Source organism: Accumulibacter sp. (genome assembly GCF_029255285.1).
GTDB lineage: Bacteria > Pseudomonadota > Gammaproteobacteria > Burkholderiales > Rhodocyclaceae > Accumulibacter.
In genome coordinates this window covers 86,951-109,443 of the sequence record NZ_JAPUVI010000087.1, presented here as the reverse complement: position 1 = coordinate 109,443, position 22,493 = coordinate 86,951, and the positions used below count along the sequence as shown (strand labels likewise).

Here is a 22,493-nt window from a genome sequence, read left to right as displayed (position 1 = left end):
AGGGGTGGGGGAATTAGTGCCATGAGTCGCGATGGGGAAATGCTGTCGGCCCTGTTTGTCAGCGTGTCGGGAAGCTCCCGCCTGTTCGAAAAACTTGGCGGCACGGAGGCGCTGCACGCCATCGAGCGCTGCATGAAGCGCATCCTGCGGGGTGTCGACGGCTTTCGCGGGCGTATCGTGAGAACGACCCGTGATGACCTTGCCGCGCTCTTCGACAACGCAGACGATGCCTGCCAGGCGGCTATCGCCATGCAGCGGCGGGTTGCCGACCTGCCTCCCGTTTCCGGCATCAAGCTCGCCATCCGTGCCGGTTTTCACCATGGACAGGTGGTTGGCGAAGGCGTTGGAAGTTGCGTCAATGCCGCTGAGTGTTTGGCGGGAATGGCCGGGCCGGGACAGATATTGACCACGGCGGAAACACAGGCCTTGTTGTCGCCCCTTTGGCGCTCGTCGACCCGCTGCCTGGAGGGCTTGTCGATCAAGGGCCAGACGACGGACCAGCGGGTTTTCGAAGTCTCGTGGCCGAAATCCGGTAGCCAAGGGGCAAAGGAAGCCGTCGCTTCGCCGCCGCTGCCGCGCAGCGAGCGAGAGGTGCGGCTTTGCGTCCGCTACGCCGGGCATGTCAAGCTGCTCGACCGCCTCCGGCCAAAACTGCTGTTGGGCCGCGACTCCGGCTGCGACCTCACCGTCCGCGATCGCCGTGCTTCCCGCCACCATGCTCAGATCGAACGGCGAGGCGAGACCTTCGTCCTGCGCGACCTGAGCACCAACGGCACTTTCGTGACCGTCACCGGCGGCCCGGAGTTGCTCGTTCGCCGCGAGGAGATCGTCCTTCGCGACAGTGGGATTATTGCTTTCGCCGCCTCGGCCAGCAGCCCGGGCGCCGATCTGGCCGAATTCGAGGTCCTTTGATCGACTGACCGAGCAGGCACAGGCGAGCTCAACACCCAGGTTTTGTCAGTCTGGCCCGGCGCTCTTAGGGCGGCAAGGCGCGAGCGAGGACCAGCAGCGTCACCTGCGCCGCCCCATGCAGCTTCACCGTCCGGGCCAATTCGTCGAGCGACGCGCCGGTGGTCATGACGTCGTCGACCAGGAGCAGCCGCTGGCCGGTGAGGTCCGCCGCGCAGTGAAAAGCGCCGCGAACATTGCTGGCGCGTTCGCGCCAAGGCAGATCGGCCTGCGCCGTCGTGTGACGGATTCGGCTACAGGCGCGCGTCGCGATCGGTATTCCGCTGTATCGACTGAGCGGGCGTGCCAGTTCGAGCGCTTGATTGAAACCACGCTCGCGCAGGCGCAAGGGGTGCAAGGGCATGGGAACGATCAGGCTGGCGTCGATCCGGGCTGAAATCTCCGCAAGCGATGCGCCGAAATGGTGTCCGAGTGCCAAGCGGTGTCCGTACTTGAACGCCTGGATCAGCTTGTCGATCGGAAAGTCGTAGCGGTAGACGGCCAAAGCCGCATCGTAGTGGGGTGGTTTTCCCAGGCATCGGCCGCATACGTCGCCATTCGGTGTCGGTAATGCGCAGCGTGGGCAGCCGGCGGCTGGAAGTCGCGGCAGATCTGCCGTGCAGGCAACACAGAGCAGGCTTGGCCCACTGTTCCCGCCGCATAGCAGACAGTCCTGCACGAACAGTCGCTCATACGATCTGCGGAACAGCCTGGCGCTTTGAGTTAAGATTGACATCCTCGAAACGCTCGCCAAAGAATTCCCTATTGCCGGGCTCCTGACTTTTCCCTACCCATAGGTTGACTCATGAACGCAACACCGCAAGCCGCCACGCTCACTCCCGACCGGCCCGCGACGGCGCGCCTCGCCGGGTGGACAGTCGCTGAGGTCGAAGCACTTTACGAACTGCCACTGATGGATCTGCTCTTCCGCGCGCAGCAGGTGCACCGGGATAACTTCGACGCCAACGAGATTCAACGCTCGACACTGCTTTCCGTCAAGACTGGCGGTTGTTCCGAAGACTGTGGCTACTGCTCGCAAGCCGCACGCTACAGTACCGGCACTGAGCGTGAGGCTCTGCTGCCGCTCGAAGAAGTCCTCGCCGCGGCGCAGGCGGCGAAGGACAAGGGCGCCTCGCGCTTCTGCATGGGTGCCGCCTGGCGGGGGCCGAAGGATAAGGATCTGACGAAAGTCACCGAAATGATCCGCGCTGTCAAAGGCCTCGGTCTGCAGACCTGCGTCACCCTGGGCATGCTCAAGGAGGGGCAGGCCGACGAACTGAAGGAGGCCGGCCTCGACTACTACAATCACAACCTCGATACCGACGCCTCGTTCTATGGGCAGGTGATCACGACCCATAAGCACGCCGACCGCCTCGATACACTCGGCCAGGTGCGCGAAGCCGGTCTCAAGGTGTGCTCCGGCGGAATTATCGGGATGGGCGAAACACGGCGCAATCGGGCCGCGCTGATCGTGCAACTGGCGAACCTGAATCCGCCACCGGAATCGGTACCGATCAACAATCTGGTGCCGATTCCCGGTACGCCGATGGCCGAGGTCGCGCCGATCGACAACTTCGAGTTCGTGCGTACCATCGCGGCGGCACGCATCACCATGCCGGCGAGCTTCGTGCGCCTGTCCGCCGGCCGTCAGGCGATGGCAGAAGAATTGCAGGCCCTGTGTTTTCTGGCCGGGGCCAATTCGATTTTCTACGGTGACAAGCTGCTGACCACCGGCAATCCGGAAGCCGACCGTGACCAAGCCCTCTTCGAGAAGCTCGGGCTGCGGCCGATCTAGCGGCTGATGGAAGTGCCCGTGCGCTTGGTCGATCAACGCCAAGTGCAGCGAAACTTCGCGCGGGCGGCGCCAAGTTACGATGAGGCGGCGATCTTGCCGCGCGAAATCGGCAAACGCATGCTGGAGCGGCTCGATTACGTACGCCTCGAGCCACGGCGAGTGCTCGACCTGGGTTGCGGGACCGGCGCCAGCCTGACGGCCCTGCACGAACGTTACCCTGACGCCCTCCTGGTCGGCGCCGATCTCAGCGAGCGCATGCTGCGTGCAGGCCAACGCCAGCACGCACGTTGGCGTTGGTGGCTGCCGTTTCTGAGAGCCCATCGACCCTTGTTGCTGGCCGCTGAGGCAACGGCCCTGCCTTTGCCGGCGCAGTCATTCGGCCTGTTGTGGTCGAACCTGATGCTGCACTGGCTGGACGACCCGCTATCGGTGTTCCGCGAGGCCAATCGCCTGCTCGAAGTGGGCGGCCTCCTGATGTTCTCGACGTTCGGGCCGGATACGCTGAAGGAGCTGCGCGCGAGTTTTGCCGATGGTTACGTTCATACGCAGCATTTCACCGACCTGCACGACTACGGGGACATGCTGGTCGAATGCGGTTTCGCCGATCCGGTGATGGATGCGGAGACATTGACGATGACCTATGGGGACTTTGGCGACTTGCTCGCCGACTTGCGCCGGAGTGGCTCGGCATGCGCGATGCAGGCGCGTCGCCGGGGCCTCGCCGGGCGCTCGACTTGGGCGGCGGCGCGCGCCGCCTATGCGCAACTGGCGCGCGAAGGCCGCTTGCCGGCGACCTTCGAAGTGGTTTACGGACATGCCTGGCGAGCACGTCCGAAACAGACGACCGACGGGCGATCGATCATCCATTTTGAGCCGCGCCAGCGAGCTCGCTGACGCGGCAGGCGCTTCTTTGGCTAGACGAAAAACTCCTCGAGCCGGACAAAGACCTCATGCTCGGCGCCGTGCCGGCGCACGGCCAGGACGTCCTCGAGCTTCTCGACCTGTTTGACCATCTGCTCGAGGCGCTCGTCTTCATTGACCAGCAGCCAGATGCGGCTCATCGCGCCACTGCCCACCGGCATGACCAGAATGGCTTCGACGTTGTACGCGCGCCGTGAAAAGAGGCCGACGACGTGTGACATGACGCCCGCGTGGTTGTTGACGTCGAGTTCCAGCACCGCGCGCGCCAGTGCCTGGTTTTCCGTTGTTGTAAGCGAGTTCATTGTTCAACCTCCGATCATTTCCTTGTTCGCGGCACCGGGCGGTACCATCGGCAGCACCTGTTCGTGCATGGCGATGCTGGCGTGGATCAGCATCGGGCCGCGCGACGACAAGGCGGCGGACAGCGCTGCCAGGGGGTCGCTCTCCTTGTCCAGATCGATGGCGGGTACCCCGAAACCCTCGGCGACCCGGATGAAGTCTGGCATGCCCTTGAATTTCGACGCATAGATGCGCTCGCCGTAGAACAGGGTCTGTTGCTGAAAAACCAGCCCCAGCGACGAGTTGTTCATCAGTACGATCTTGACGTTGACGTTCTCCTCGGCCGCGGTAACCAGTTCCTGAACATTCATCAGGATGCTTCCGTCGCCGGAGAAGCAGACGACCGTCCGTTGCGGTTCGGCGAGCGCCGCGCCGATTGCTGCCGGCATGCCGAAGCCCATCGTGCCAAGTCCCCCCGAAGTCAGCCACTGTCTTGGCCGCCGTAAAGGATAGGCTTGCGCGACCCACATCTGGTGCTGACCGACATCGGTCGTGATCGTCGCCTCGTCGTCGAGGCAACTCGCGACGGCACGGATCAGGCCATAGGGCGTACGCGGGTCGTCGATACCGGGCATGCGCAGAGGATGTTCCGTCTTCAGGTGGGCCACTCGTTCCAGCCAAGGCTGGCGCTGCGGCGACGCGATGGCGGGCTGCAGCAGTTCCAGAACCGTCCGTACGTCACCGGCGATGCCGACATGGGCGGTTTTGATCTTATCGAGTTCCGACGGATCGATATCGATGTGAATGATCTTCGCCTGTGGGCAAAAGCCAGCCACTTTGCCGGTGGCGCGGTCGTCAAAGCGAGCCCCGACGGCAACCAGCAAATCGCACTCGTCGAGCGCCAGGTTGGTGCAGCGTGCGCCGTGCATGCCGAGCATGCCGAGCGACAGGGCGTGATCGACCGGCATCGCACCGAGCGCCATCAAGGTCATCACGGTCGGCAGACCCGCTTTTTCGGCCAGTGCGACGGCGGCCTCCGCCGCACCCGAATGCACGACACCGCCGCCGAGGTAGAGTATCGGCCTGGAGGCGGAATTGATCATCGCCGCCGCGCTGGCGATCAGGTCGGCATCCGGCGCCGCGATCTGGTCGGCCACGCCCGGCGCCGGCCACTCGCTGACCTCGACCAGTTGATTCTGCACGTCTTTCGGTATGTCGACCAACACCGGCCCGGGACGACCCGAAGCGGCAATGCGGAAGGCGCGTGGGATGACCGCCAGCAATTCGTCCGCCGAACCGACGAGAAAGTTGTGCTTGGTAATCGGGATGCTCAGCCCATAGGTATCAACTTCCTGAAACGCGTCGGTTCCAATCATCGGTTTGGGTACCTGGCCAGTAATCGCTACCAGCGGGATCGAATCGAGCTTGGCATCGGCGATCGCTGTCAACAGATTGGTTGCCCCGGGTCCCGAAGAAGCCATACATACCGCCGGTACACCGGTGGCTCGCGCCATCCCTTGCGCCATGAAGCCGCCGCCCTGTTCGTGTCGGGCCAGGACGTGGTGAATGGTCGATTTCGACAGCGCGTCGTACACTGGCAAAATCGCTCCGCCAGGAATGCCGGCTACCGTCCGAACGCCTTGTCGTTCGAGCAGGCGAACAAGGATTTGCGCACCGGTGATGGTTTCGGGTCTTTGCGTGGACAAGGGACTCTCCTAGGAAAAAACTGCGGATTTCGGTGTCGCCGGGCGTCGGGCAGAAAAAGCAAAACCCCCGACCGGCACTCACCGGCGGGGGTTCTGGAATCTGTTGTGCTTTATTGCGCTTCGACTTAGCTTCCTGCCCTCGACGGTGCGTTCGTCGGTACTCGTACCGACGCGACGCCTACCGAAACGCCAAGCACGCCGCCAACTGCGGTGTCAGTTGCGGCGAGTCGGGCACGGCGAATGTCGTCGGAGCAAAACATCGTTTCCGGATCAAAGTCACCAAAGCGAAGGTTCGATTAGAACCGAGAGTCGCCAGAAATGCAAGCCTCTTGTAGGTATCTGTGGATGGAACAATTGGTCCGTACAGTGCGGCCAGTTCTTCCTCGCCGCCGTGCCTCGACTGGTATCCCTGATCGCCGGTCTCCATCCCCATCGCCTGGCTACGGCGAGGAGAAAGGCGTGTTTGGAACGACAGGCGGCAGCTAGGGTAGACACGGGTCAACTCGTTCGCTACGCTACGCGGCGAGGTGCTGGTGGACTTCGCAATGCAACGTCGTCCTTTGCTGATTGGATGGCGCCAGCAAGTCCACGGCCCGAGGGCTTAGCCACTGGCTCATCGGCACGCGATCCGCGTTGGCACAAACCTGCTCATTCCTTACGAAACCCTCTGCGATGTTCCGAACGCTCGATCGACCCTCCCTGTGGGCAATAACCCTGGCCGCGGCAGGAATACTGATGGTTACCATGGGAGCCCGGCAATCGCTCGGACTTTTCGTTTCGCCGCTCAATACCAGCACGGGTTTGGGTATCGCGTCGATCAGCCTGGCACTGGCTATCGGTCAGTTTACCTGGGGCGCGGTACAGCCGCTGGCGGGCGCGGCGGCCGACCGCTTCGGACCGGGCCGCGTGTTGCTCGGCGGGCTGTTGCTGCTCGCGCTCGGCAGTGCGATCACGCCGTGGATGAACAGTTCCTGGGGCCTGATCGTTTCGCTGGGCTTACTCTCGGCAATTGGTTCGGGAGCCGGCAGCTTCTCGGTCTTGATCGGCGCTTCCAGCCAGCGGCTGCCGCTCGAAGCACGCGGTGCCGCGTCCGGAGTGATCAACGCTGGCGGCTCGTTCGGTCAGTTCGTCTTCGCTCCTCTGCTGCAGGCGCTTATTCAAACGATCGGCTGGATGGGCGCGATGTGGTCGCTAGCACTGATGACGCTGGCGGCCATACCCCTTGTTCCAGTCGTTTCGAAGCCGCTCGATACTCCGCTTCCGCGGACCAGTGGTGAGGCCGGCCTGTGGCCTAGCGTTCAGCACGCGATGGCCGATCGTAGCTACCAGTTTCTGAACCTGGGTTTTTTTACCTGCGGTTTCCATATCGCTTTCCTGGTTACTCACTTGCCTGGCGAAGTCAACCTCTGCGGTTTGCCGTCGGCGGTAGCCAGTTGGGCGCTGGCGATCATCGGAGTGTTCAATATCCTCGGCAGCCTCTATGCCGGTTCCTGCGTCGCCCGTTATCGCAGCAGGAACGTGTTGTTCTGGATGTACGCTTCGCGGGCGGTAATGGTCGCGCTTTACCTGGCGGCACCTAAGACCGAGCTGACCTTTTACATTTTTGCCGCCGGCTTAGGCTTTACCTGGTTGGCCACCGTGCCGCCAACGGCAGCGATCGTCGGAAAACTCTTCGGGGTGCGCTATCTCGGCACCTTGTTCGGCATGAGCCTGCTCGCACACCAGATAGGCGGCTTCTTCGGGGCCTATCTGGGGGGCATCGCACTTACCCGGTTCGGCGATTATGCCTGGATGTGGCAGGCCGACATCGTACTTGCGGCGGGAGCGGCACTGTGCAATCTGCCAATCCGGGAAGCCGCGCCGCGCAACGCCGAAGTGGCCTGAGGACAGACAGGCATGTGCCGATTGAACGCGCTTGGACAACCCGTCGGCGAGTTGTTGACGGGGTGGCGGGAACCGACGCCTCCTTCCGGTCAAGTGCTGGAAGGTCGTTATTCACGGCTCGAGCCCTTGGCTGCCGAGCGGCATGCGGCCAGTCTGTACGCCGAAAACGCCGCCGACGTCGACGGGCGTACGTGGACCTATTTGCCATATGGGCCATTTTCCAGCCCGGACCGCTATCGAGAGTGGGTCGAAACGACCTGCCTCGACGGCGACCGACTGTTCTATGCCGTTATCGAAAGGTCAGCGAATGCGGCGCTGGGCGTTGCCAGCTACCTGCGAATTGTTCCCGCGGGCGGCTCGATCGAAATCGGACACCTCAATTTCGCGCCGCGCCTGCGGCGGACGCCTGCGGCCACCGAGGCGCTTTATCTGCTGATGAAGCAGGCGTTTGAACTGGGTTATCGGCGTTGTGAGTGGAAGTGCGATGCCCTCAACGAAGCGTCACGTAGAGCCGCGCTACGCCTCGGTCTGTCGTTCGAAGGCATCTTCCGACAGGCAACGGTGGTCAAGGGGCGCAATCGGGATACCGCCTGGTATGCCGTGCTCGACCGGGACTGGCCGGAACTCGACAAGGCCTTCGTACGCTGGCTGGACCCGGCCAATTTCGACGCCGCCGGCAAGCAACGCGTCGCTCTGTCGGCGCTTACCCGGTCATCTCTCCAAAACCGCTCGCTGCTGGCGGTAGACTGACCGAAACATCGCGCGTTCGTCGTCCGTCCAGTCCGCGGTATGGCGCATCAACTGGTCCAGATCGTGCGCGCCGACCCGTCCGCGGCTGAGGCCACGGCGCAACTTTTCTAGATCGATGAAGCGGACGTCCGTTTCCTGGTAGGCGCGCAGCGTCGGTGGTGAGCGGCGGACAAAGACATGCTTGCCATACAGGCAGCTATGTTGCAGGCGGTGATGGTGAAGTCGGGCGCAGGCCATGGCAACGGCCCGAATCAGCGCATGGCGCTGCGCCGGCTCGTCGTGGCCAGGCGTGGCGTTCCACTCGTCAAGACTCACGAAGTCTTCCAGCGCGCGCGTGACCAGGATCGCACGCCAGCACCCTGCCGTCAGCCGGTCGCCGTAATACAGAGCTTCGACGGCCCCGATGTGCGCTTGCTGTAGACGCCGGATGTTGAGGTATTCGCGATAGAAAGTCGGAACGCCGCGAAACGGATGGCGTAAGGTCCGGCAAAGGTGGTTTTCCTGGCGTTTCAGGAAAATCGCGCTGTCGTCGGCCAGCTTGTGGCGGCTGACACCGCTCCACCCGCCACGTCTTTCGTTAGGGGCTTCGTGCCAGTCGCCGCTCAGCGACCACAGCGCGTCGAAGGCGTCCAGGCCGCTAGCGGCCATTTGCGCGCGCGCTTTCTGATCGGGAAACATGTCGCGGCCTTTCATCGGCGCGTTCATCTTCGCTTACCGATTGCCCGACGCTAGGGGGACTTCTTGCGCAGAACGTAAGTCCGCCACATGAACACGTGCGGCAGGAAATCGACATGGCCAACGATCACGAAGCCGGCAGCGCGGCATTCCTGTTCGAATTGCGCGCTCGGAACGATGAAGCGGTTATCACTCTTCTCACCGCCCAGTCGGCGCTTTTCTTCGAGCCTGCGGCGGCGCCAGGCCTTGTAGTTGCCATCGACCCAGAGAGACAGGATGACGGTATTGCGTGTCACGCGCCAAAACTCCTTGAGCATGGCGATACGGTTGGCCGGTTCGCCGATGTGATGCATGAGGCGAATCGAAAATATGCAGTCGACACTGTCGTTGGGCAAGGTGATCGCAAAAGCGGAGCACTGCAGCAGGCGAAAACGGCTCACCACCGCGGGATCGCGAACCTTCGCCGCCACGTCGAGCATGGCTTGGCTATAGTCGGCGGCGATCAGTTGACGCTGCGGGTCGGCTGCCAGCATCGACCAGAAGCGGCCCGTGCCGCAAGGTAGGTCGAGTATCGAAGCCGGTTTGCCGGCCAGTGCCAGTGCGCGTTCGGCCATCCGATGTTCCATCCGGTCGGAAAGCTTCTTCCGATGGTGTTTCTCGAAGTACTGCCGCGAATGATCGTCAGTGTACTTTTCGGAAAAAGACAGGTGAATGGCCGGTTTCTGCTGGTCGTTCATGTGGTCGCTCGGCGGCTGGTGCCCGGGGGCAGGGCTGGCATGCGGAAAAACACAGCATACCATGGAGCCGCTCGGCGTGCCGCTGAGAGGCCTCCGGAAATAATGGCATTTGCATTGATTCGCCGGGGTCGCGACAGTGGTCTCGAAGAATCCTCTTGTCGGCCCGTAAAGTCGTTTATTATCGGAGCCTTGGCCTCGGATTCAGTGGGCTCGGCCGGTACAGTTCGGGTGGCGCGGGGGCAACGTGCGCAAGAGTGCCGCCGTGTCGGGCCTTTCACCCGACAGAGGCCGCGAATACGTCGCGTTTCCCGGCAGCGGTGCTTTTCGCCGGCCACGCACTTCGCGGCCGTGACGGACAGGGGGGAGGAGTATCATGGGGACGCTGGGCTCAAAGGTGAGCATGGCAGGCAGTCGTGTTGACAAAGACGCCGGTGAAAACAGCCGGCTCGAACAGTCGGGCGAGCGGGTCGTTCCTTTCGAGCAAACCAAAGTGGCCATCGGCGATGCCTTCCAGATCCAGACCGAGCAGGCGGAAGTCCGTTACTACGTCAAGCTGATCGGCTATCTCAGAGCCAAGAGCGTACTCGTAACGATGCCCGAAGCGGATGGCGCGGTCTGCTACGTACGTGAAGGGCAGGCATTTGTCGTCCGCTTTTTTTCTGGTAAGAATGCGTATGCTTTCACGGCCAACGTCCTGAAGGCATCGAGCGTCCCTTTCCCGCACATGCACCTGAGCTATCCGCCGCAGGTGCGAGGGCTGGTGGTTCGCACGGGAGAGAGGGTCCCCGTGCGCATCATCTGCGCGGTCGCCATGCGTGAGGATACCCGAACTGTGACCGCCGCCGGGGTTTTGACCAACCTCAGCGTCAGCGGAGCGCTTCTTTCTTCGAAGACCCGGCTAGGCAGCAAGGATGATCTGTTGTCGATCAAGTTTCGGATGCATATCAGGGAGATCGAGTTCTTGACGTCAATTGATGCTGCGATCCGCTCTGTCTCGCAGGACGTCGGCGGCGAGTTTTTGCATGGCGTACAGTTCGCCGGCCTGTCCGACGAGGCGGCTATCGCACTGACCGCCTTCGTCTATCAGACGTTGGCCGACGCGTCGCGCTGAGGTATCGGGTAGTCGGTCAATCCGCTTCGCTGCCGTTCGTTTGGCGAGCGCCGTCATCGTTCACGGCCGCCCAGCGCTTTTTGGTTGACTGACAGGCGTTCTAGAGCAGGATCATGTTGTCGCGATGGATGATCTCCGGCTCGTCGATATAGCCGAGGATCTCTTCGATGTCCTGGCTAGCGCGGCGTGCGATGCGCCGTGCGTCGCTGCTGCCGTAGTTGACCAGGCCGCGCGCCACTTCGTGGCCGTTGTCGGCGATGCAAGCCACTGCCGCGCCACGCTCGAATTCGCCCTGTACGGCAACGACCCCGATCGGCAGCAGGCTTTTCCCCTGGCGCAGGGCGCGGATTGCGCCGCCGTCGAGGGTCAGCTTGCCGTTCAACTGCAAATGGTCGGCAAGCCATTGCTTGCGTGCCGTCAGCGCCGGCGTTTCGGATACCAGTAGCGTACCGAGCGGCTCACCCTGCGCCAGCCGGAGCATGACATTTGCCTCGCGTCCGCTGGCGATGACGGTGTGAGCACCGCTGCGCGCCGCACGCTTAGCGGCAATCACCTTGGTAATCATGCCACCCTTGCCAAACTGCGTACCGCTGCCGCCGGCCATGCTCTCGAGCAGCGGGGTGCCAGCGCGCGCTTCGGCGATCAGGGTGGCGTCGGCGTCCTTGCGCGGGTCCGCAGTAAACAGGCCTTCCTGGTCGGTCAGAATGATGAGGCAATCCGCCTCGACCAAGTTGGCCACCAGCGCGCCGAGCGTGTCATTGTCACCGAACTTGATTTCGTCGGTCACGACCGTGTCGTTCTCGTTGATGATGGGTACGACACCGAGTTCGAGCAGCGTGCTCAAGGTCGAGCGCGCATTGAGGTAACGCTTGCGATCGGCCAGATCGTCGTGAGTAAGCAGTATCTGTGCGGTATGCAAGGCGTAGCGGGCAAATGCGCTTTCGTAGGCTTGAGCCAGTCCCATTTGGCCAACGGCGGCGGCGGCCTGCAGTTCGTGTACGGCGCGCGGTCGCTTACGCCACTCGAGGCGCTGCATGCCACAGGCGATGGCACCGGAGGAAACCAAAATGACCTGCCGCTCCATCTGCCGCAGGTTGGCGATCTGCCTGGCCCATTCGTCGATGGCGCCAAGGTCGAGACCTTCGCCGTTGTTGGTGACCAGCGCGGAGCCAACCTTGACGACCAGCCGGCGGGCGGTAGCGATACGGCTAATGGCGATGTTCGTCACGAGTTCGGGTGGTCGGCAAACAGGCCGTCGGAATGAACTTCTCCGGTCGTACCGTCGTTTGGTCTGACGATGGTCGTCGGTGCCGCCGGCATCCGATCGAGCACCTCCTGCAACGTCTGCGTCAGCGCGTGGCAACCGTCACCGCGCATCGCGCTGATCCCGAAAAAGGTGCTGCCGGTTAGACCGACACCTTTGAGAAACGCGTCGATACGTGGCTCACGCTCGGCCTCGGGAAGCAGGTCGAGCTTGTTGAAAACGAACCAGCGTGGCTTTTTCGCCAGATCTGGATCATATTTCTTCAGTTCGCCGAGGACGTTCAGAGAATCGCCGATTGGATCGGCACTCGGATCGGGCGGTGCCAGGTCGACAAGGTGCAGCAGCAAACGCGTTCGGCTGAGGTGCTTGAGAAAACGAATGCCGAGCCCGGCGCCCGCTGCGGCACCCGCGATCAAGCCCGGGATATCGGCCATCACGAAGCTTTTGTCCGGATATGGGCGTACCACTCCCAGGTGCGGGTGCAGAGTGGTGAAGGGATAGTCGGCCACGGTTGGGCGCGCTGCCGAAACGGCACGCAGAAAAGTGCTCTTGCCGGCATTGGGCAGACCGAGCAGACCGACGTCGGCCAACAGGCGCAGTTCCAGCCAAAGTTCTCTTTGCTCGCCGGCTTCACCCCGTGTACATTGGCGAGGTGTACGATTGACACTGGATTTGAAGTGAATGTTGCCCAGCCCTCCGCGACCCCCTTTGGCGAGCAGTAGCGTCTTGCCGTCCCGGTCTAGATCGGCGAGAAGCTCGTTGGTGTTCGCATCGGTGATGACGGTGCCGACGGGAACGCGCAAGGTGAGATCCTTGCCACGTTTTCCGTAGCGGTCGCTCGAGCCGCCATTGCTGCCGCGTTGTGCGCGATACCGGCGGACATAGCGGTATTCGATCAGGGTGTTGACGTTGCGGTCGGCGACGAAATGCACGCTGCCGCCGTGCCCGCCGTCGCCGCCGTCCGGCCCGCCCTCAGGCTCATACTTGTCGCGCCGGAACGAGGCGATACCGTTGCCGCCGTCGCCGGCCGCAACGAAAATCCGCGCCTCATCGATGAACTTCATTCTCTTCTCTTTTCCCGCTATCCGATTGAAAAACAAAAAGCCCTACCGGCAAGGATAGGGCTTTGTGCCGCCTCGGCTGCCAGGCAGCCGGTGCGAGGTCGTTCAGGCCGCCGCCGGAACGATGCTCACCGTGCGGCGACGCAGAGCCCCTTTGACAGCAAACTGGACGTGGCCGTCGACCAGTGCGAACAGCGTGTGATCCTTGCCGATACCCATGTTTTCACCCGGGTGGTACTCGGTGCCGCGCTGACGAATGATGATGTTTCCGGCGCGAACCAGCTGCCCACCGTAGCGCTTGACGCCGAGACGCTTGGCTTCCGAATCGCGGCCGTTGCGTACGCTGCCGCCTGCTTTCTTGTGTGCCATGAGTCAAACTCCTCTCAATTCAGTCCGAAGGAACCAGTGCTGCACCGTCGGCGATGAGGTCAACCCGGATCTCGGTGTAGTTCTGGCGATGCCCCTGGTGCTTCTGGTAGTGTTTGCGACGACGCATCTTGAAGATGCGGACCTTGTCGTGACGGCCCTGCGAAAGCACAGTAGCCTTGACCGTGGCGCCGACGACCGTCGGTGTGCCGACCGTGACGGTCTCGCCTTCGCCAACCATCAGAATCTGGTCAAGAACAACTTCTGCGCCAACTTCTGCCGGTATCTGTTCTATTTTCAGTTTTTCGCCGCTGACAACGCGATACTGCTTGCCCCCGGTTTTTATCACCGCGTACATGTTGGACTCCAAAAAGCTAGACAAAGTGAAGCGAAGAACCCTGCATTATACGTAGTTTCGCGGTTCCGTCAAAGGGTTTGCGTGGCCAGTGAGTCGGCGTCGCTTGACGCCGGACAGGGCGACGCCTAAGATTCCGCAGTTTTTGTCGCAAGGTGCCGTGTCGTGAGAATGGAGCAGTTCTTCAACCTGATCGGGCCCGATATGACGGCTGTTGACGCGGTAATCCGCCAGCGCCTGCATTCCGACGTGGCATTGGTCCGACAGGTCGCCGAGTACATCATACAGAGCGGCGGCAAGCGCTTGCGCCCGGCGCTCGTGTTGCTCTCGGCCGGCGCTCTGGCGTACCGCGGAACACATCACCACGAACTGGCGGCAGTCATCGAGTTCATTCACACGGCCACGCTCCTGCATGATGATGTCGTAGATGGGTCCGACCTGCGACGCGGTCGGGACACAGCCAACGCGATTTTCGGCAACTCGGCCAGCGTATTGGTCGGCGATTTTCTGTACTCGCGTGCTTTCCAGATGATGGTCGCGGTCGACGACATGCGCGTCATGCGGGTTCTGTCCGACGCCACCAACGTCATCGCTGAGGGCGAAGTGCTGCAGTTGATGAACTGCCATGACGCCGACGTCGACGAGGCGGGCTATCTGCAAGTCATTCGTTACAAGACGGCCAAACTGTTCGAGGCGGCCGCGCAACTCGGTGCCATCCTCGGCGGCGGATCGGCGGCTGTCGAACAAGGGATGGCGAGCTACGGCATTCACCTCGGAACGGCGTTTCAGTTGATCGACGACGTGCTCGACTATTCGGGTGCCGAGGTCGAAACCGGCAAGCACCTGGGCGACGATCTGGCTGAGGGCAAACCGACGCTCCCTCTTATTTTTGTACTGCAACACGGCAATGCTGAGCAGGCGGCGAGCGTCCGGCGAGCCATCGAGAGCGGTGGCCGCGACGATTTTCCACATGTTCTAGCCGCAATTCGTGCCACTGGAGCGCTCGATTATGCGAGACGGAAGGCCAGGGCGGAGGCCGAACTCGCTGCCGCGGCGCTGGCTGCGCTGCCAGCTTCTCAATACAAGGATTCCTTGCTAGAATTATCCCTCTTCGCCGTCGCCAGAAACTACTAGCGCGGCGAATGCTTCGGTCGGGGCGTAGCTCAGCCTGGTAGAGTACTGCGTTCGGGACGCAGGAGTCGGAGGTTCGAATCCTCTCGCCCCGACCATCGACACATTCGTGCGCCGGCATCTGGCGCGTCCGTTTTGATCTGCCTCCGGACTTTCGTGTCGATTCGTGGCACCTTGCTCTCTCACCGTCGGCTTCTGCTATGCTGAGCGGCACCGCAGGATACTTCTAGCCATGACGAAATACCTCCTACTGGTGGCTCTGCTCGGTGTTGTCTGGTGGCTCTGGCGCGCTACCCGCCAGTCACGGCCGGGAGCGCGACCGGAACGTGGAGCGCCGCCCGAAGCCGAGAGCATGGTACGGTGCGCACGCTGCGGCGTGAATCAACCGGTCAGCGAGAGCATCCTCGCCGATGGACTGTACTACTGCAGTGCCGCCCACCTTCGTGAGGCTCGGTCCGACGACCACTGAGCGGCCATGTTGAGCTCGGTGGATGTTGGCTTGGAGGCTTTCTCTGAGACTCATTGGAAGTCGCTGCGCTACTTCAACCTCTATCGCTGCGCGGTGGCGTCTCTCCTCCTCTTCGCGCTCCTCCTGTACCCATCCGCTTTTCCCGTTCTCGGTCTGCAGCAGGGACTGCAGCACCCGCGCCTGCTGGCTGCGCTGTATCTTCTGACTGCCGCGGCGGCGGTGCTTGTCGCCTATCGTCATCGTCGACACGCCAGCATGCAACTGACCGCCAGCGTGCTGGTCGACGTGCTGGTCATCACCTTGCTGATTCATTTCGGTGGTGGCTTGGGCAGTGGTCTTGGCTCGATGCTGCTGGTCACGCTGGCCGGTGCTGGCTTGGTCGGTCAGGGTCGCCTGGTGCTGTTCTATGCCGCGCTGGCAACACTCGCCATCCTTTCGGAGCAGTCCTACCGCGCCTTACAGAGCGACTTCGCGGCGGTGGGTTTTTTTAATGCCGGAGTGTTCAGTTCGGCCTTCTTCGCGGTCGCCGTATTGGCGCGCTTGCTGGCGCGGCGGGTGATTGCCAACGAGGCCTTGGCGCGCCAGCGTGGTGTAGATCTGAGAAATCAGACGCTGATCAGCCAGCGCGTGATCGAAGAGATGCAGGACGGCGTTCTCGTGCTCAGCCGTGACGGCAGGGTCAAGCAGAGTAACCCGCGCGCCCAGCAACTGCTGGGACTGAATGGAAGCAACAACTTCCTCCTGGCGCAGTGCTCGTCCGAACTCGCACAGGGTTTTCTCGCCTGGAGCCAGGGTGTAAGCGGCGAGGCCGTCCTGGCGCGTGTGCCAGCGAGTGGCTTCGACTTGCGCGCCAGCTTTGTTCCGACCGAGACCTCCGAACGTGATGTGCTGGCCTTTCTCGAGGACATGGGTCGTTTGCGCGAGCAGGCGCGGCAGCTCAAACTGGCGGCACTCGGTCGTCTCACGGCCAATATTGCCCATGAGATTCGCAATCCGCTGTCGGCCATCAGTCACGCCGGCGAACTGCTGCGTGAAGAGCGGCGGGGCGAGATGCACGAGCGACTGTTGCGCATCGTGCTCGACAACGCCCAGCGTCTTGACCGCATCGTCAGTGACGTCCTGCAGTTGGGGCGTCGAGATCGCGCCTATCGCGAGCTGATCGACCTGCGCGAGGCTCTGCCCCTGTTTATCGAGGAATATCTGGTCAAAGAGGATTTGCCTGCCGATGTTCTCGTTCTTGAGTTTTCGGGGGTGGCCAGATTATGTTTTGACCGCTCACATTTGCATCAGGTGCTGTGGAACCTCCTGGGTAACGCACTGAGCCATTCGCGCCGTGTCGCCGGTAGTGTTCGGTTGGTGGTTCGCGATGGCCGCGGCGACGGTCAGGTGGAACTGCACGTAATCGACGATGGTGAGGGAGTGGACGAGGCATTGCGGGAACAGATCTTCGAGCCGTTTTTTACCACCCGCCATCGCGGTACGGGTTTGGGCCTCTATATCGCGCGCGAACTCTGTGAGGCAAATGGGGCGCAACTCGAACTGCAGGGCCAGCGTCCGGGCGCCGATTTTCGTATCCTCGGGAGAAGTGTCGGATGTCAATAGGCAAAGTAGAGAGACGGCCGCGCGGCGAGTTGGCGAGGGTTCTGGTGGTCGACGACGAAGCGGACATCCGCGAACTTATTGACCTGACCGTGGCCCGGATGGGGCTTTCAGCCGACTGCGCGGCGAGCGTGGCACAGGCTCGGCAGTTGCTGGAGAAACAACGCTACCAGTTGTGCCTGACCGACATGCGTCTGCCGGATGGCGAGGGTTTGGAAATCGTGCGCTTGATCGGGGAACGCTATGGTGAGACGCCGGTGGCGGTGATCACGGCTTTCGGCAGCGCCCAGAACGCTGTCGCCGCCTTGAAGGCAGGGGCGTTCGACTATTTGGCCAAGCCGGTGGCGCTCGAACAGTTGCGCAGCCTGATCAAGTCGGCGCTGAATCTGCCCGCCCGCAGCGGAGTGGTCGACGAGGGGCTGACGGCCGGACCGGCGGCGCAACTGATCGGCCAGTCGGCAGCGATAGAGCATGTTCGCCAGATGATCGACAAGCTGTCGCGCAGCCAGGCGCCCTTGTATATTTCCGGCGAGTCGGGTACCGGCAAGGAACTCGCCGCGCGCCTGATTCACGATCACAGTGCGCGCCGAGGTGCGCCCTTCGTCCCCGTCAATTGCGGGGCGATTCCAGAAAACCTGATGGAAAGCGAGTTCTTCGGCTACCGCAAGGGGGCGTTCACCGGTGCCGAGAGTGACCGGGCCGGCTTCTTCCAGGCGGCGGCGGGCGGCACTCTGTTTCTCGACGAAGTGGCCGATCTGCCACTATTGATGCAGGTCAAGTTGCTGCGCGCCATTCAGGAGAAGAAGGTGCGCAAGGTCGGCAGTACCGTGGAGGAGGCGGTTGATGTGCGCATCATTTCGGCTACTCACCGCATGCTAAAGGAATGCGTCGACGCCGGGACATTTCGCCAGGATCTCTATTATCGGCTGAACGTCATCGAGCTGAGGATGCCGCCGCTGCGTGAGCGGCACGAGGACGTCGAGCCCCTGGTCCAAGCCTTGCTCGTGCGTATCTGCGGACCTCAAGCGCCGAGCGTGGAGCCGCAGGCCATGCAAGCGCTGAAAGTCTACAGTTTTCCCGGCAACGTGCGCGAACTGGAAAACATCCTCGAGCGGGCGACGGCGCTGTGCAGCAACCATGCGGTGGTACTCGAGGATCTGCAACTGGCGCCGGAAACGGCGGTCAGCGACAGTCTCGGGAGGGATGGCGAGACGCTCGACGATTATCTCAACCGTGTCGAGAAGCAAGCGATTGTCGAAGCCCTGACCAAGACGGCGTTCAACCGCACAGCGGCCGCCAGGCTGCTCGGCGTGACCTTCCGCTCGCTGCGTTATCGCATTGAGCGGCTCGGCATCGAAGAGTGAAGCGGCAAGCCGTGACGTTCGGGATGGAAGTCGACGGCTGGTTGAGCGAGGCGTCACGCATCGAATCGCCCAATTGCGACGATCGTCCGCCAGGCGAAACGGTGTCGCTGATCGTTGTGCATGCGATCAGCCTGCCACCAGCGCAGTTCGCTGGCGACGACATCATCCGTTTATTTACCAACCAACTCGATCCCAACGCCCATCCGTACTACTCGCAAATCAGTGGCTTGCAAGTCTCGGCGCATTTCCTGATTCGTCGCGACGGCCGCGTGATTCAGTTCGTTTCCTGTTGGCAGCGGGCTTGGCATGCCGGTCTGTCGGAATGGAATGGGCGACCGCGTTGCAACGACTTTTCGCTCGGAATTGAGTTGGAGGGCTGCGACGAGTTGCCCTTCGAGAATGCCCAGTACGCGGCTTTGCTAGCCTTGATCGGGCGTCTCGCCGCCCACTACCCGATCGATGCCGTGGTCGGTCACAGCGACATTTCGCCTGGCCGCAAGACCGACCCCGGCCCCTGTTTCGACTGGCAGCGTCTGGCGTCGATCGGCGACCTGCCCGGTCGCTTCCGGCGGCTCGGATGACACGGGCGCCGCACTGGACGAATACCGGTGGCACGGTCGGGGTGGACGACGCGCAGACCAAGCAGCGTGCCCGCCAAGCCGCTTAACCGAGAAAGCGGCGGATTCGCTCGACCGCTTCAGCCAGACGTTCAACGTCAGCGGTGTAGGCAATGCGCAGATGCCTTTCCGGCGCGTTGGCGCCGAAGTCCAGGCCAGGCGTGGTGGCTACCCCGGCCGATTCGAGCAGCGCATGGGCGAATCGGTCGCTGTCCCGGGTCAGTGCGCTGCAATCCGCGTAGAGATAGAAGGCACCGTCCGCTCTGGCCGGCAGGCGAAAACCCAGGTCTGTCAGAGCCGGGGCGAGGAAGTCTCGTCGGCGCTTGAACTCCTGGCGCCGGGTTTCGAGGAGGCTGAGCGTCGCTGGCGCGAAAGCCGCGAGTGCCGCATGCTGTGCCGGCGCCGATGGCGAAATGAAGAGGTTCTGGGCGAGCTTTTCGATGTCGCGGCTGAAACGTTCGGGGATGACCAGCCAGCCCAGTCGCCAACCCGTCATGTTGAAGTACTTGGAAAAGCTCTGTACGACAAAGATGTCGTCGCCGAACTGCAGCGCTGTTGCCGCGTCCCGCTCGTAGATCAGGCCGTGGTAGATCTCGTCGACGATCAGTTGTCCTTTCCGCTGCCGTATGAATTCGGCGATCGCGCGCAGGATGTCATCGTCGATGAGGGTTCCGGTGGGATTGGCCGGCGAAGCGAAAAGGGCGCCGATCGTGCGCTCCTTCCATTGCTTTTCCAGATCGTCCAGCGTCGGCTGGAAGTTGTTTGCGGCCTGCACCGGAAGAGCGACAGGAACGCCCTCGAAGCTGCGCACGAAATTGCGGTTGCAGGGATAGCCGGGATCGGTGAGCAGCCATTCGCCACCTGGTTCGGCGAGACAGGCCATGGCCAGCAGCAGCGCCCCCGAGGCGCCGGCTGTGACGACGACGCGAGAAGGTGCGAGGTCGTAGCCGTAACGGGTAGCGTAAAACGCCGCGATGGCGTTGCGCAGTTCAGGAATTCCGAGCGGTGGCGTGTAGAACACGCGGCCGCTGGCAATGTGCGCCTGGGCGGCGGCAATGATCGGTTCCGGCGTCGGAAAGTCCGGTTCGCCCACTTCCATGTGGATGATGTCGCGGCCGGCGGCGACGAGCGCTCTGGCGCGTGCCATCAACTCCATGACGTGAAAGGGGGCAATGTCGGTAAGGCGGCTGGCGGGGAAGGTGGCCATGATGTGGGGGCGATAATCGGGGAGAAGCGCACAGTTTAGCGACAAGGCGTATCGCAGGCGAAAAGAAAAGGCCGCCCGCAGGCGGCCTCTTGCGCCGACACCCTTGGTTCAGGCGGCCTGGAACTGCTTCTCGAACTCGTCGCGGACGTCGGCCAGCTTGGCAGGCAGCTTGTCGCCCATCTTTCCGAACCAGTCCTTGACGCCCTCGAGCTCGTTCAGCCAAGCTTCCTTGTCGAGGCTGGTCACGCCGGCAAACTCGGCGGGCGAGAAATCGGCGCCCGACCAGTCCATGTCGTCGTAGCTGGGCATCCAGCCAAGCGTGGTTTCTCTGGCGGCAGCCGTGCCTTCACAGCGCCCGATGATCCACTTGAGCACACGGGCGTTGTCGCCGAAACCCGGCCAGGCGAACTCGCCTTTCTCGTTCATGCGGAACCAGTTGACCATGAAGATCGGCACCGGCTTGTCGGTGACGCTACCCATCTTCAGCCAGTGGCTGTAGTAGTCGGCCATGTTGTAGCCGCAGAACGGCAGCATGGCGAACGGATCGCGACGCACGACACCCTGTTGGCCGAAAGCGGCCGCAGTAGTTTCGGAACCGAGGGTGGCGGCGGCGTACACACCATGTTCCCAGTCCCGGGTCTGGCAAACCAAAGGCACCGTCGAGGCGCGGCGACCCCCGAACAGGAAGGCCGAAATCGGTACGCCTTCCGGGTTCTGCCACTGCTCGTCGATGCACGGGCACTGGGCCGCCGGCGCCGTGAAGCGCGAGTTCGGGTGCGCCGCCTTGGTGCCTTTTTCCTTGGCGATTTCCGGCGTCCAGTCGTTGCCTTGCCAGTCGATGGCGTGTGCCGGCGCCGGGCCCATTCCTTCCCACCACACGTCGCCGTCGTCGGTCAGCGCGACGTTGGTGAAGATGGTGTTCTCGGCCAGCGAGGCCATGGCGTTGAAGTTGGTTTTGTCGTTCGTACCCGGAGCAACGCCGAAGAACCCGGCTTCCGGATTGATGGCGTAGAGACGGGTCACACCGTCCTTGTCCTGGCGCGGTTTGATCCAGGCGATGTCGTCGCCGATGGTCGTGATCTTCCAGCCACTCATGCTCTTCGGCGGCACCAGCATCGCGAAATTGGTCTTGCCGCAAGCCGACGGGAAAGCGGCGGCAACGTAGTGTTTCTTGCCGGCGGGCGACTCGACGCCGAGGATCAGCATGTGCTCTGCCATCCAACCGTCGTCGCGTGCCATGTTCGAGGCGATGCGCAGAGCCAGGCATTTCTTGCCAAGCAGTGCGTTGCCGCCATATCCCGAGCCATAGGACCAAATTTCACGCGTCTCAGGATAGTGCACGATGTACTTGGTGGTCGGGTTGCAAGGCCAGCGCGGATCCTTCTGGCCAGGCTCTTTAGGTGCACCAATCGAGTGTACGCAGGGCACGAAGGGGCCGTCGGTACCGAGCACCGGGAAAACGTCCTTGCCCATACGGGTCATGATGCGCATGTTGACCACCACATAGGCGCTATCGCTGATTTCGATGCCGATCTGAGCGATGGGTGAACCGATCGGGCCCATCGAGAACGGGATGACGTACATCGTGCGGCCCTTCATGCAGCCTTTGAACAGGCCGGCAAGAATGCCACGCATTTTGGCGGGGTCTTCCCAGTTGTTGGTTGGACCGGCGTCTTCCTTTTTCTCGGAACAGATATAGGTGCGGTCTTCGACCCGGGCGACGTCGGAAGGGTCGGAAAAGGCGAGGAAGGAATTCTTGCGCTTCTTTAGTTTGATGAAGGTTCCGGCCTCGACCAGTTCGGCACAGAGGCGGTCGTATTCTTCTTGCGAGCCGTCAGCCCAGACCACCTGAGCGGGTTCGGTGAGGGCCGCGATTTCCGCAACCCACTGTTTCAGGCGTTCATGTTTGACGTAGTCGGGGGCATTGATGGAAACAGTCTGGTTCATGGTAATCACTCTCGAAGGAAGGTAGAGAAGCTGGATTTACCGTGGCGCGGCGCGCGCAAAGCCTGGCCAACCGGGCTGGGAGGCGGAGTCTTCCGCCAAGGCCCGTCGGATGCGACGCGTCGGTCGCGGCTGGCGAGAAACAAGCCCAGTGCAGGGGGGTGAGATCAGCATGCTAGGCGATGGTGCTACAAGGAACTTAAAGTTTGTGTAATTATGCCATAGCTCCAGGCGGCACTGGCGATTCATCGACGCCGGCCGCGGCGCGTGAAGGCGCGTGCCGGGACGGCATGCCTGGGTGGGTGATCGG

The 22,493-nt window shown here is 62.3% G+C and carries 22 protein-coding genes, 1 tRNA gene and 1 pseudogene; 12 read left to right on the top strand and 12 right to left on the bottom strand.

What is annotated here, in order from left to right:
- Positions 1-21: 21 nt before the first annotated feature.
- Positions 22-912 (top strand): adenylate/guanylate cyclase domain-containing protein, encoded by an 891-nt coding sequence (locus Q1M07_RS10800; protein WP_300453814.1) that lies wholly within the window; start codon positions 22-24, stop codon positions 910-912.
- A gap of 64 nt (positions 913-976) precedes the next feature.
- Here Q1M07_RS10800 and Q1M07_RS10795 read toward each other — a convergent pair whose 3' ends face one another.
- The gene (locus tag Q1M07_RS10795) at positions 977-1,453 is read right to left on the bottom strand and encodes a ComF family protein (protein ID WP_300453857.1); all 477 of its coding nucleotides are present in this window, start codon (positions 1,451-1,453) and stop codon (positions 977-979) included.
- A 39-nt stretch (positions 1,454-1,492) separates the two neighbouring features.
- Positions 1,493-1,684: pseudogene (locus Q1M07_RS10790) on the bottom strand (double zinc ribbon domain-containing protein); the annotation flags it as partial.
- Positions 1,685-1,753: 69 nt separating this feature from the next.
- On the opposite strand from Q1M07_RS10790, the gene bioB reads away from it, so the two are divergent.
- Both bioB and bioC read left to right on the top strand, forming a co-directional pair.
- Entirely contained in the window at positions 1,754-2,743 is a 990-nt protein-coding gene (bioB, locus tag Q1M07_RS10785) for a biotin synthase BioB (RefSeq protein ID WP_300453812.1), read from the top strand.
- A gap of 6 nt (positions 2,744-2,749) precedes the next feature.
- On the top strand, positions 2,750-3,637 hold the full coding sequence (gene bioC, locus Q1M07_RS10780) for a malonyl-ACP O-methyltransferase BioC (RefSeq protein WP_300453811.1): 888 nt from the start codon (positions 2,750-2,752) through the stop codon (positions 3,635-3,637).
- A gap of 20 nt (positions 3,638-3,657) precedes the next feature.
- Here the strand turns inward: bioC and ilvN are convergent, their stop codons facing one another.
- Together ilvN and ilvB are read right to left on the bottom strand one after the other, a co-directional pair.
- The gene (gene ilvN / locus Q1M07_RS10775) at positions 3,658-3,966 is read right to left on the bottom strand and encodes an acetolactate synthase small subunit (protein ID WP_300453809.1); all 309 of its coding nucleotides are present in this window, start codon (positions 3,964-3,966) and stop codon (positions 3,658-3,660) included.
- 3 nt (positions 3,967-3,969) lie between these two features.
- Positions 3,970-5,649: an acetolactate synthase large subunit gene (gene ilvB / locus Q1M07_RS10770; protein WP_300453807.1), complete on the bottom strand. Its 1,680-nt coding sequence runs from the start codon at positions 5,647-5,649 to the stop codon at positions 3,970-3,972.
- Positions 5,650-6,321: 672 nt separating this feature from the next.
- Between ilvB and Q1M07_RS10765 the strand changes: the two genes are divergently transcribed.
- The gene (locus tag Q1M07_RS10765; protein ID WP_300453805.1) at positions 6,322-7,533 is read left to right on the top strand and encodes an MFS transporter; all 1,212 of its coding nucleotides are present in this window, start codon (positions 6,322-6,324) and stop codon (positions 7,531-7,533) included.
- A gap of 12 nt (positions 7,534-7,545) precedes the next feature.
- Positions 7,546-8,283, top strand: coding sequence for a GNAT family protein (locus Q1M07_RS10760; RefSeq protein WP_300453803.1), 738 nt, complete (start codon positions 7,546-7,548; stop codon positions 8,281-8,283).
- On the opposite strand, the gene Q1M07_RS10755 is transcribed toward Q1M07_RS10760, so the two are convergent.
- Both Q1M07_RS10755 and Q1M07_RS10750 read right to left on the bottom strand, forming a co-directional pair.
- Positions 8,245-8,976 (bottom strand): lipopolysaccharide kinase InaA family protein, encoded by a 732-nt coding sequence (locus Q1M07_RS10755; RefSeq protein ID WP_300453801.1) that lies wholly within the window; start codon positions 8,974-8,976, stop codon positions 8,245-8,247. The genes Q1M07_RS10760 and Q1M07_RS10755 overlap by 39 nt on opposite strands.
- Before the next feature lie 35 nt (positions 8,977-9,011).
- On the bottom strand, positions 9,012-9,695 hold the full coding sequence (locus tag Q1M07_RS10750; RefSeq protein ID WP_300453799.1) for a class I SAM-dependent methyltransferase: 684 nt from the start codon (positions 9,693-9,695) through the stop codon (positions 9,012-9,014).
- 373 nt (positions 9,696-10,068) lie between these two features.
- Here Q1M07_RS10750 and Q1M07_RS10745 point away from each other — a divergent pair, with 373 nt between their 5' ends.
- The gene (locus Q1M07_RS10745; RefSeq protein WP_300453797.1) at positions 10,069-10,806 is read left to right on the top strand and encodes a flagellar brake protein; all 738 of its coding nucleotides are present in this window, start codon (positions 10,069-10,071) and stop codon (positions 10,804-10,806) included.
- Positions 10,807-10,906: 100 nt separating this feature from the next.
- On the opposite strand, the gene proB is transcribed toward Q1M07_RS10745, so the two are convergent.
- The 4 genes from proB to rplU form a co-directional block, all read right to left on the bottom strand.
- Entirely contained in the window at positions 10,907-12,025 is a 1,119-nt protein-coding gene (proB, locus tag Q1M07_RS10740; RefSeq protein ID WP_300453855.1) for a glutamate 5-kinase, read from the bottom strand.
- Between the two features lie 5 nt (positions 12,026-12,030).
- Positions 12,031-13,134: an Obg family GTPase CgtA gene (cgtA, locus tag Q1M07_RS10735; RefSeq protein ID WP_300453794.1), complete on the bottom strand. Its 1,104-nt coding sequence runs from the start codon at positions 13,132-13,134 to the stop codon at positions 12,031-12,033.
- Positions 13,135-13,236: 102 nt separating this feature from the next.
- Positions 13,237-13,500 carry a 50S ribosomal protein L27 gene (rpmA, locus tag Q1M07_RS10730; RefSeq protein WP_300453792.1) on the bottom strand — a complete coding sequence of 88 codons (264 nt, stop codon included), beginning with the start codon at positions 13,498-13,500 and terminating at the stop codon, positions 13,237-13,239.
- A 19-nt stretch (positions 13,501-13,519) separates the two neighbouring features.
- Complete coding sequence (gene rplU / locus Q1M07_RS10725) at positions 13,520-13,855, bottom strand: 50S ribosomal protein L21 (protein WP_300453790.1); 336 nt, start codon at positions 13,853-13,855, stop codon at positions 13,520-13,522.
- 162 nt (positions 13,856-14,017) lie between these two features.
- On the opposite strand from rplU, the gene Q1M07_RS10720 reads away from it, so the two are divergent.
- The 6 genes from Q1M07_RS10720 to ampD all read left to right on the top strand — a co-directional run bounded on the left by Q1M07_RS10720 (position 14,018) and on the right by ampD (position 18,996).
- Positions 14,018-14,986 (top strand): polyprenyl synthetase family protein, encoded by a 969-nt coding sequence (locus tag Q1M07_RS10720; RefSeq protein ID WP_300453787.1) that lies wholly within the window; start codon positions 14,018-14,020, stop codon positions 14,984-14,986.
- A gap of 18 nt (positions 14,987-15,004) precedes the next feature.
- A tRNA-Pro gene (locus tag Q1M07_RS10715) sits at positions 15,005-15,081 on the top strand.
- Positions 15,082-15,215: 134 nt separating this feature from the next.
- Positions 15,216-15,452 (top strand): PP0621 family protein, encoded by a 237-nt coding sequence (locus Q1M07_RS10710; RefSeq protein WP_300453785.1) that lies wholly within the window; start codon positions 15,216-15,218, stop codon positions 15,450-15,452.
- A 30-nt stretch (positions 15,453-15,482) separates the two neighbouring features.
- Positions 15,483-17,054, top strand: a complete 1,572-nt coding sequence (locus Q1M07_RS10705; RefSeq protein WP_300453783.1) for an ATP-binding protein — start codon at positions 15,483-15,485, stop codon at positions 17,052-17,054.
- Positions 17,045-18,415, top strand: a complete 1,371-nt coding sequence (locus Q1M07_RS10700) for a sigma-54 dependent transcriptional regulator (RefSeq protein WP_300453781.1) — start codon at positions 17,045-17,047, stop codon at positions 18,413-18,415. The genes Q1M07_RS10705 and Q1M07_RS10700 overlap by 10 nt, the downstream gene beginning before the upstream one ends.
- 23 nt (positions 18,416-18,438) lie before the next feature.
- Positions 18,439-18,996, top strand: a complete 558-nt coding sequence (gene ampD / locus Q1M07_RS10695; protein ID WP_300453853.1) for a 1,6-anhydro-N-acetylmuramyl-L-alanine amidase AmpD — start codon at positions 18,439-18,441, stop codon at positions 18,994-18,996.
- Between the two features lie 82 nt (positions 18,997-19,078).
- On the opposite strand, the gene Q1M07_RS10690 is transcribed toward ampD, so the two are convergent.
- Together Q1M07_RS10690 and Q1M07_RS10685 are read right to left on the bottom strand one after the other, a co-directional pair.
- A complete protein-coding gene (locus Q1M07_RS10690; RefSeq protein ID WP_300453778.1) occupies positions 19,079-20,239 on the bottom strand; it encodes a pyridoxal phosphate-dependent aminotransferase in 1,161 nt (386 codons plus the stop codon).
- A gap of 108 nt (positions 20,240-20,347) precedes the next feature.
- Positions 20,348-22,186, bottom strand: coding sequence for a phosphoenolpyruvate carboxykinase (GTP) (locus Q1M07_RS10685; protein WP_300453776.1), 1,839 nt, complete (start codon positions 22,184-22,186; stop codon positions 20,348-20,350).
- Between the last annotated feature and the right edge of the window lie 307 nt (positions 22,187-22,493).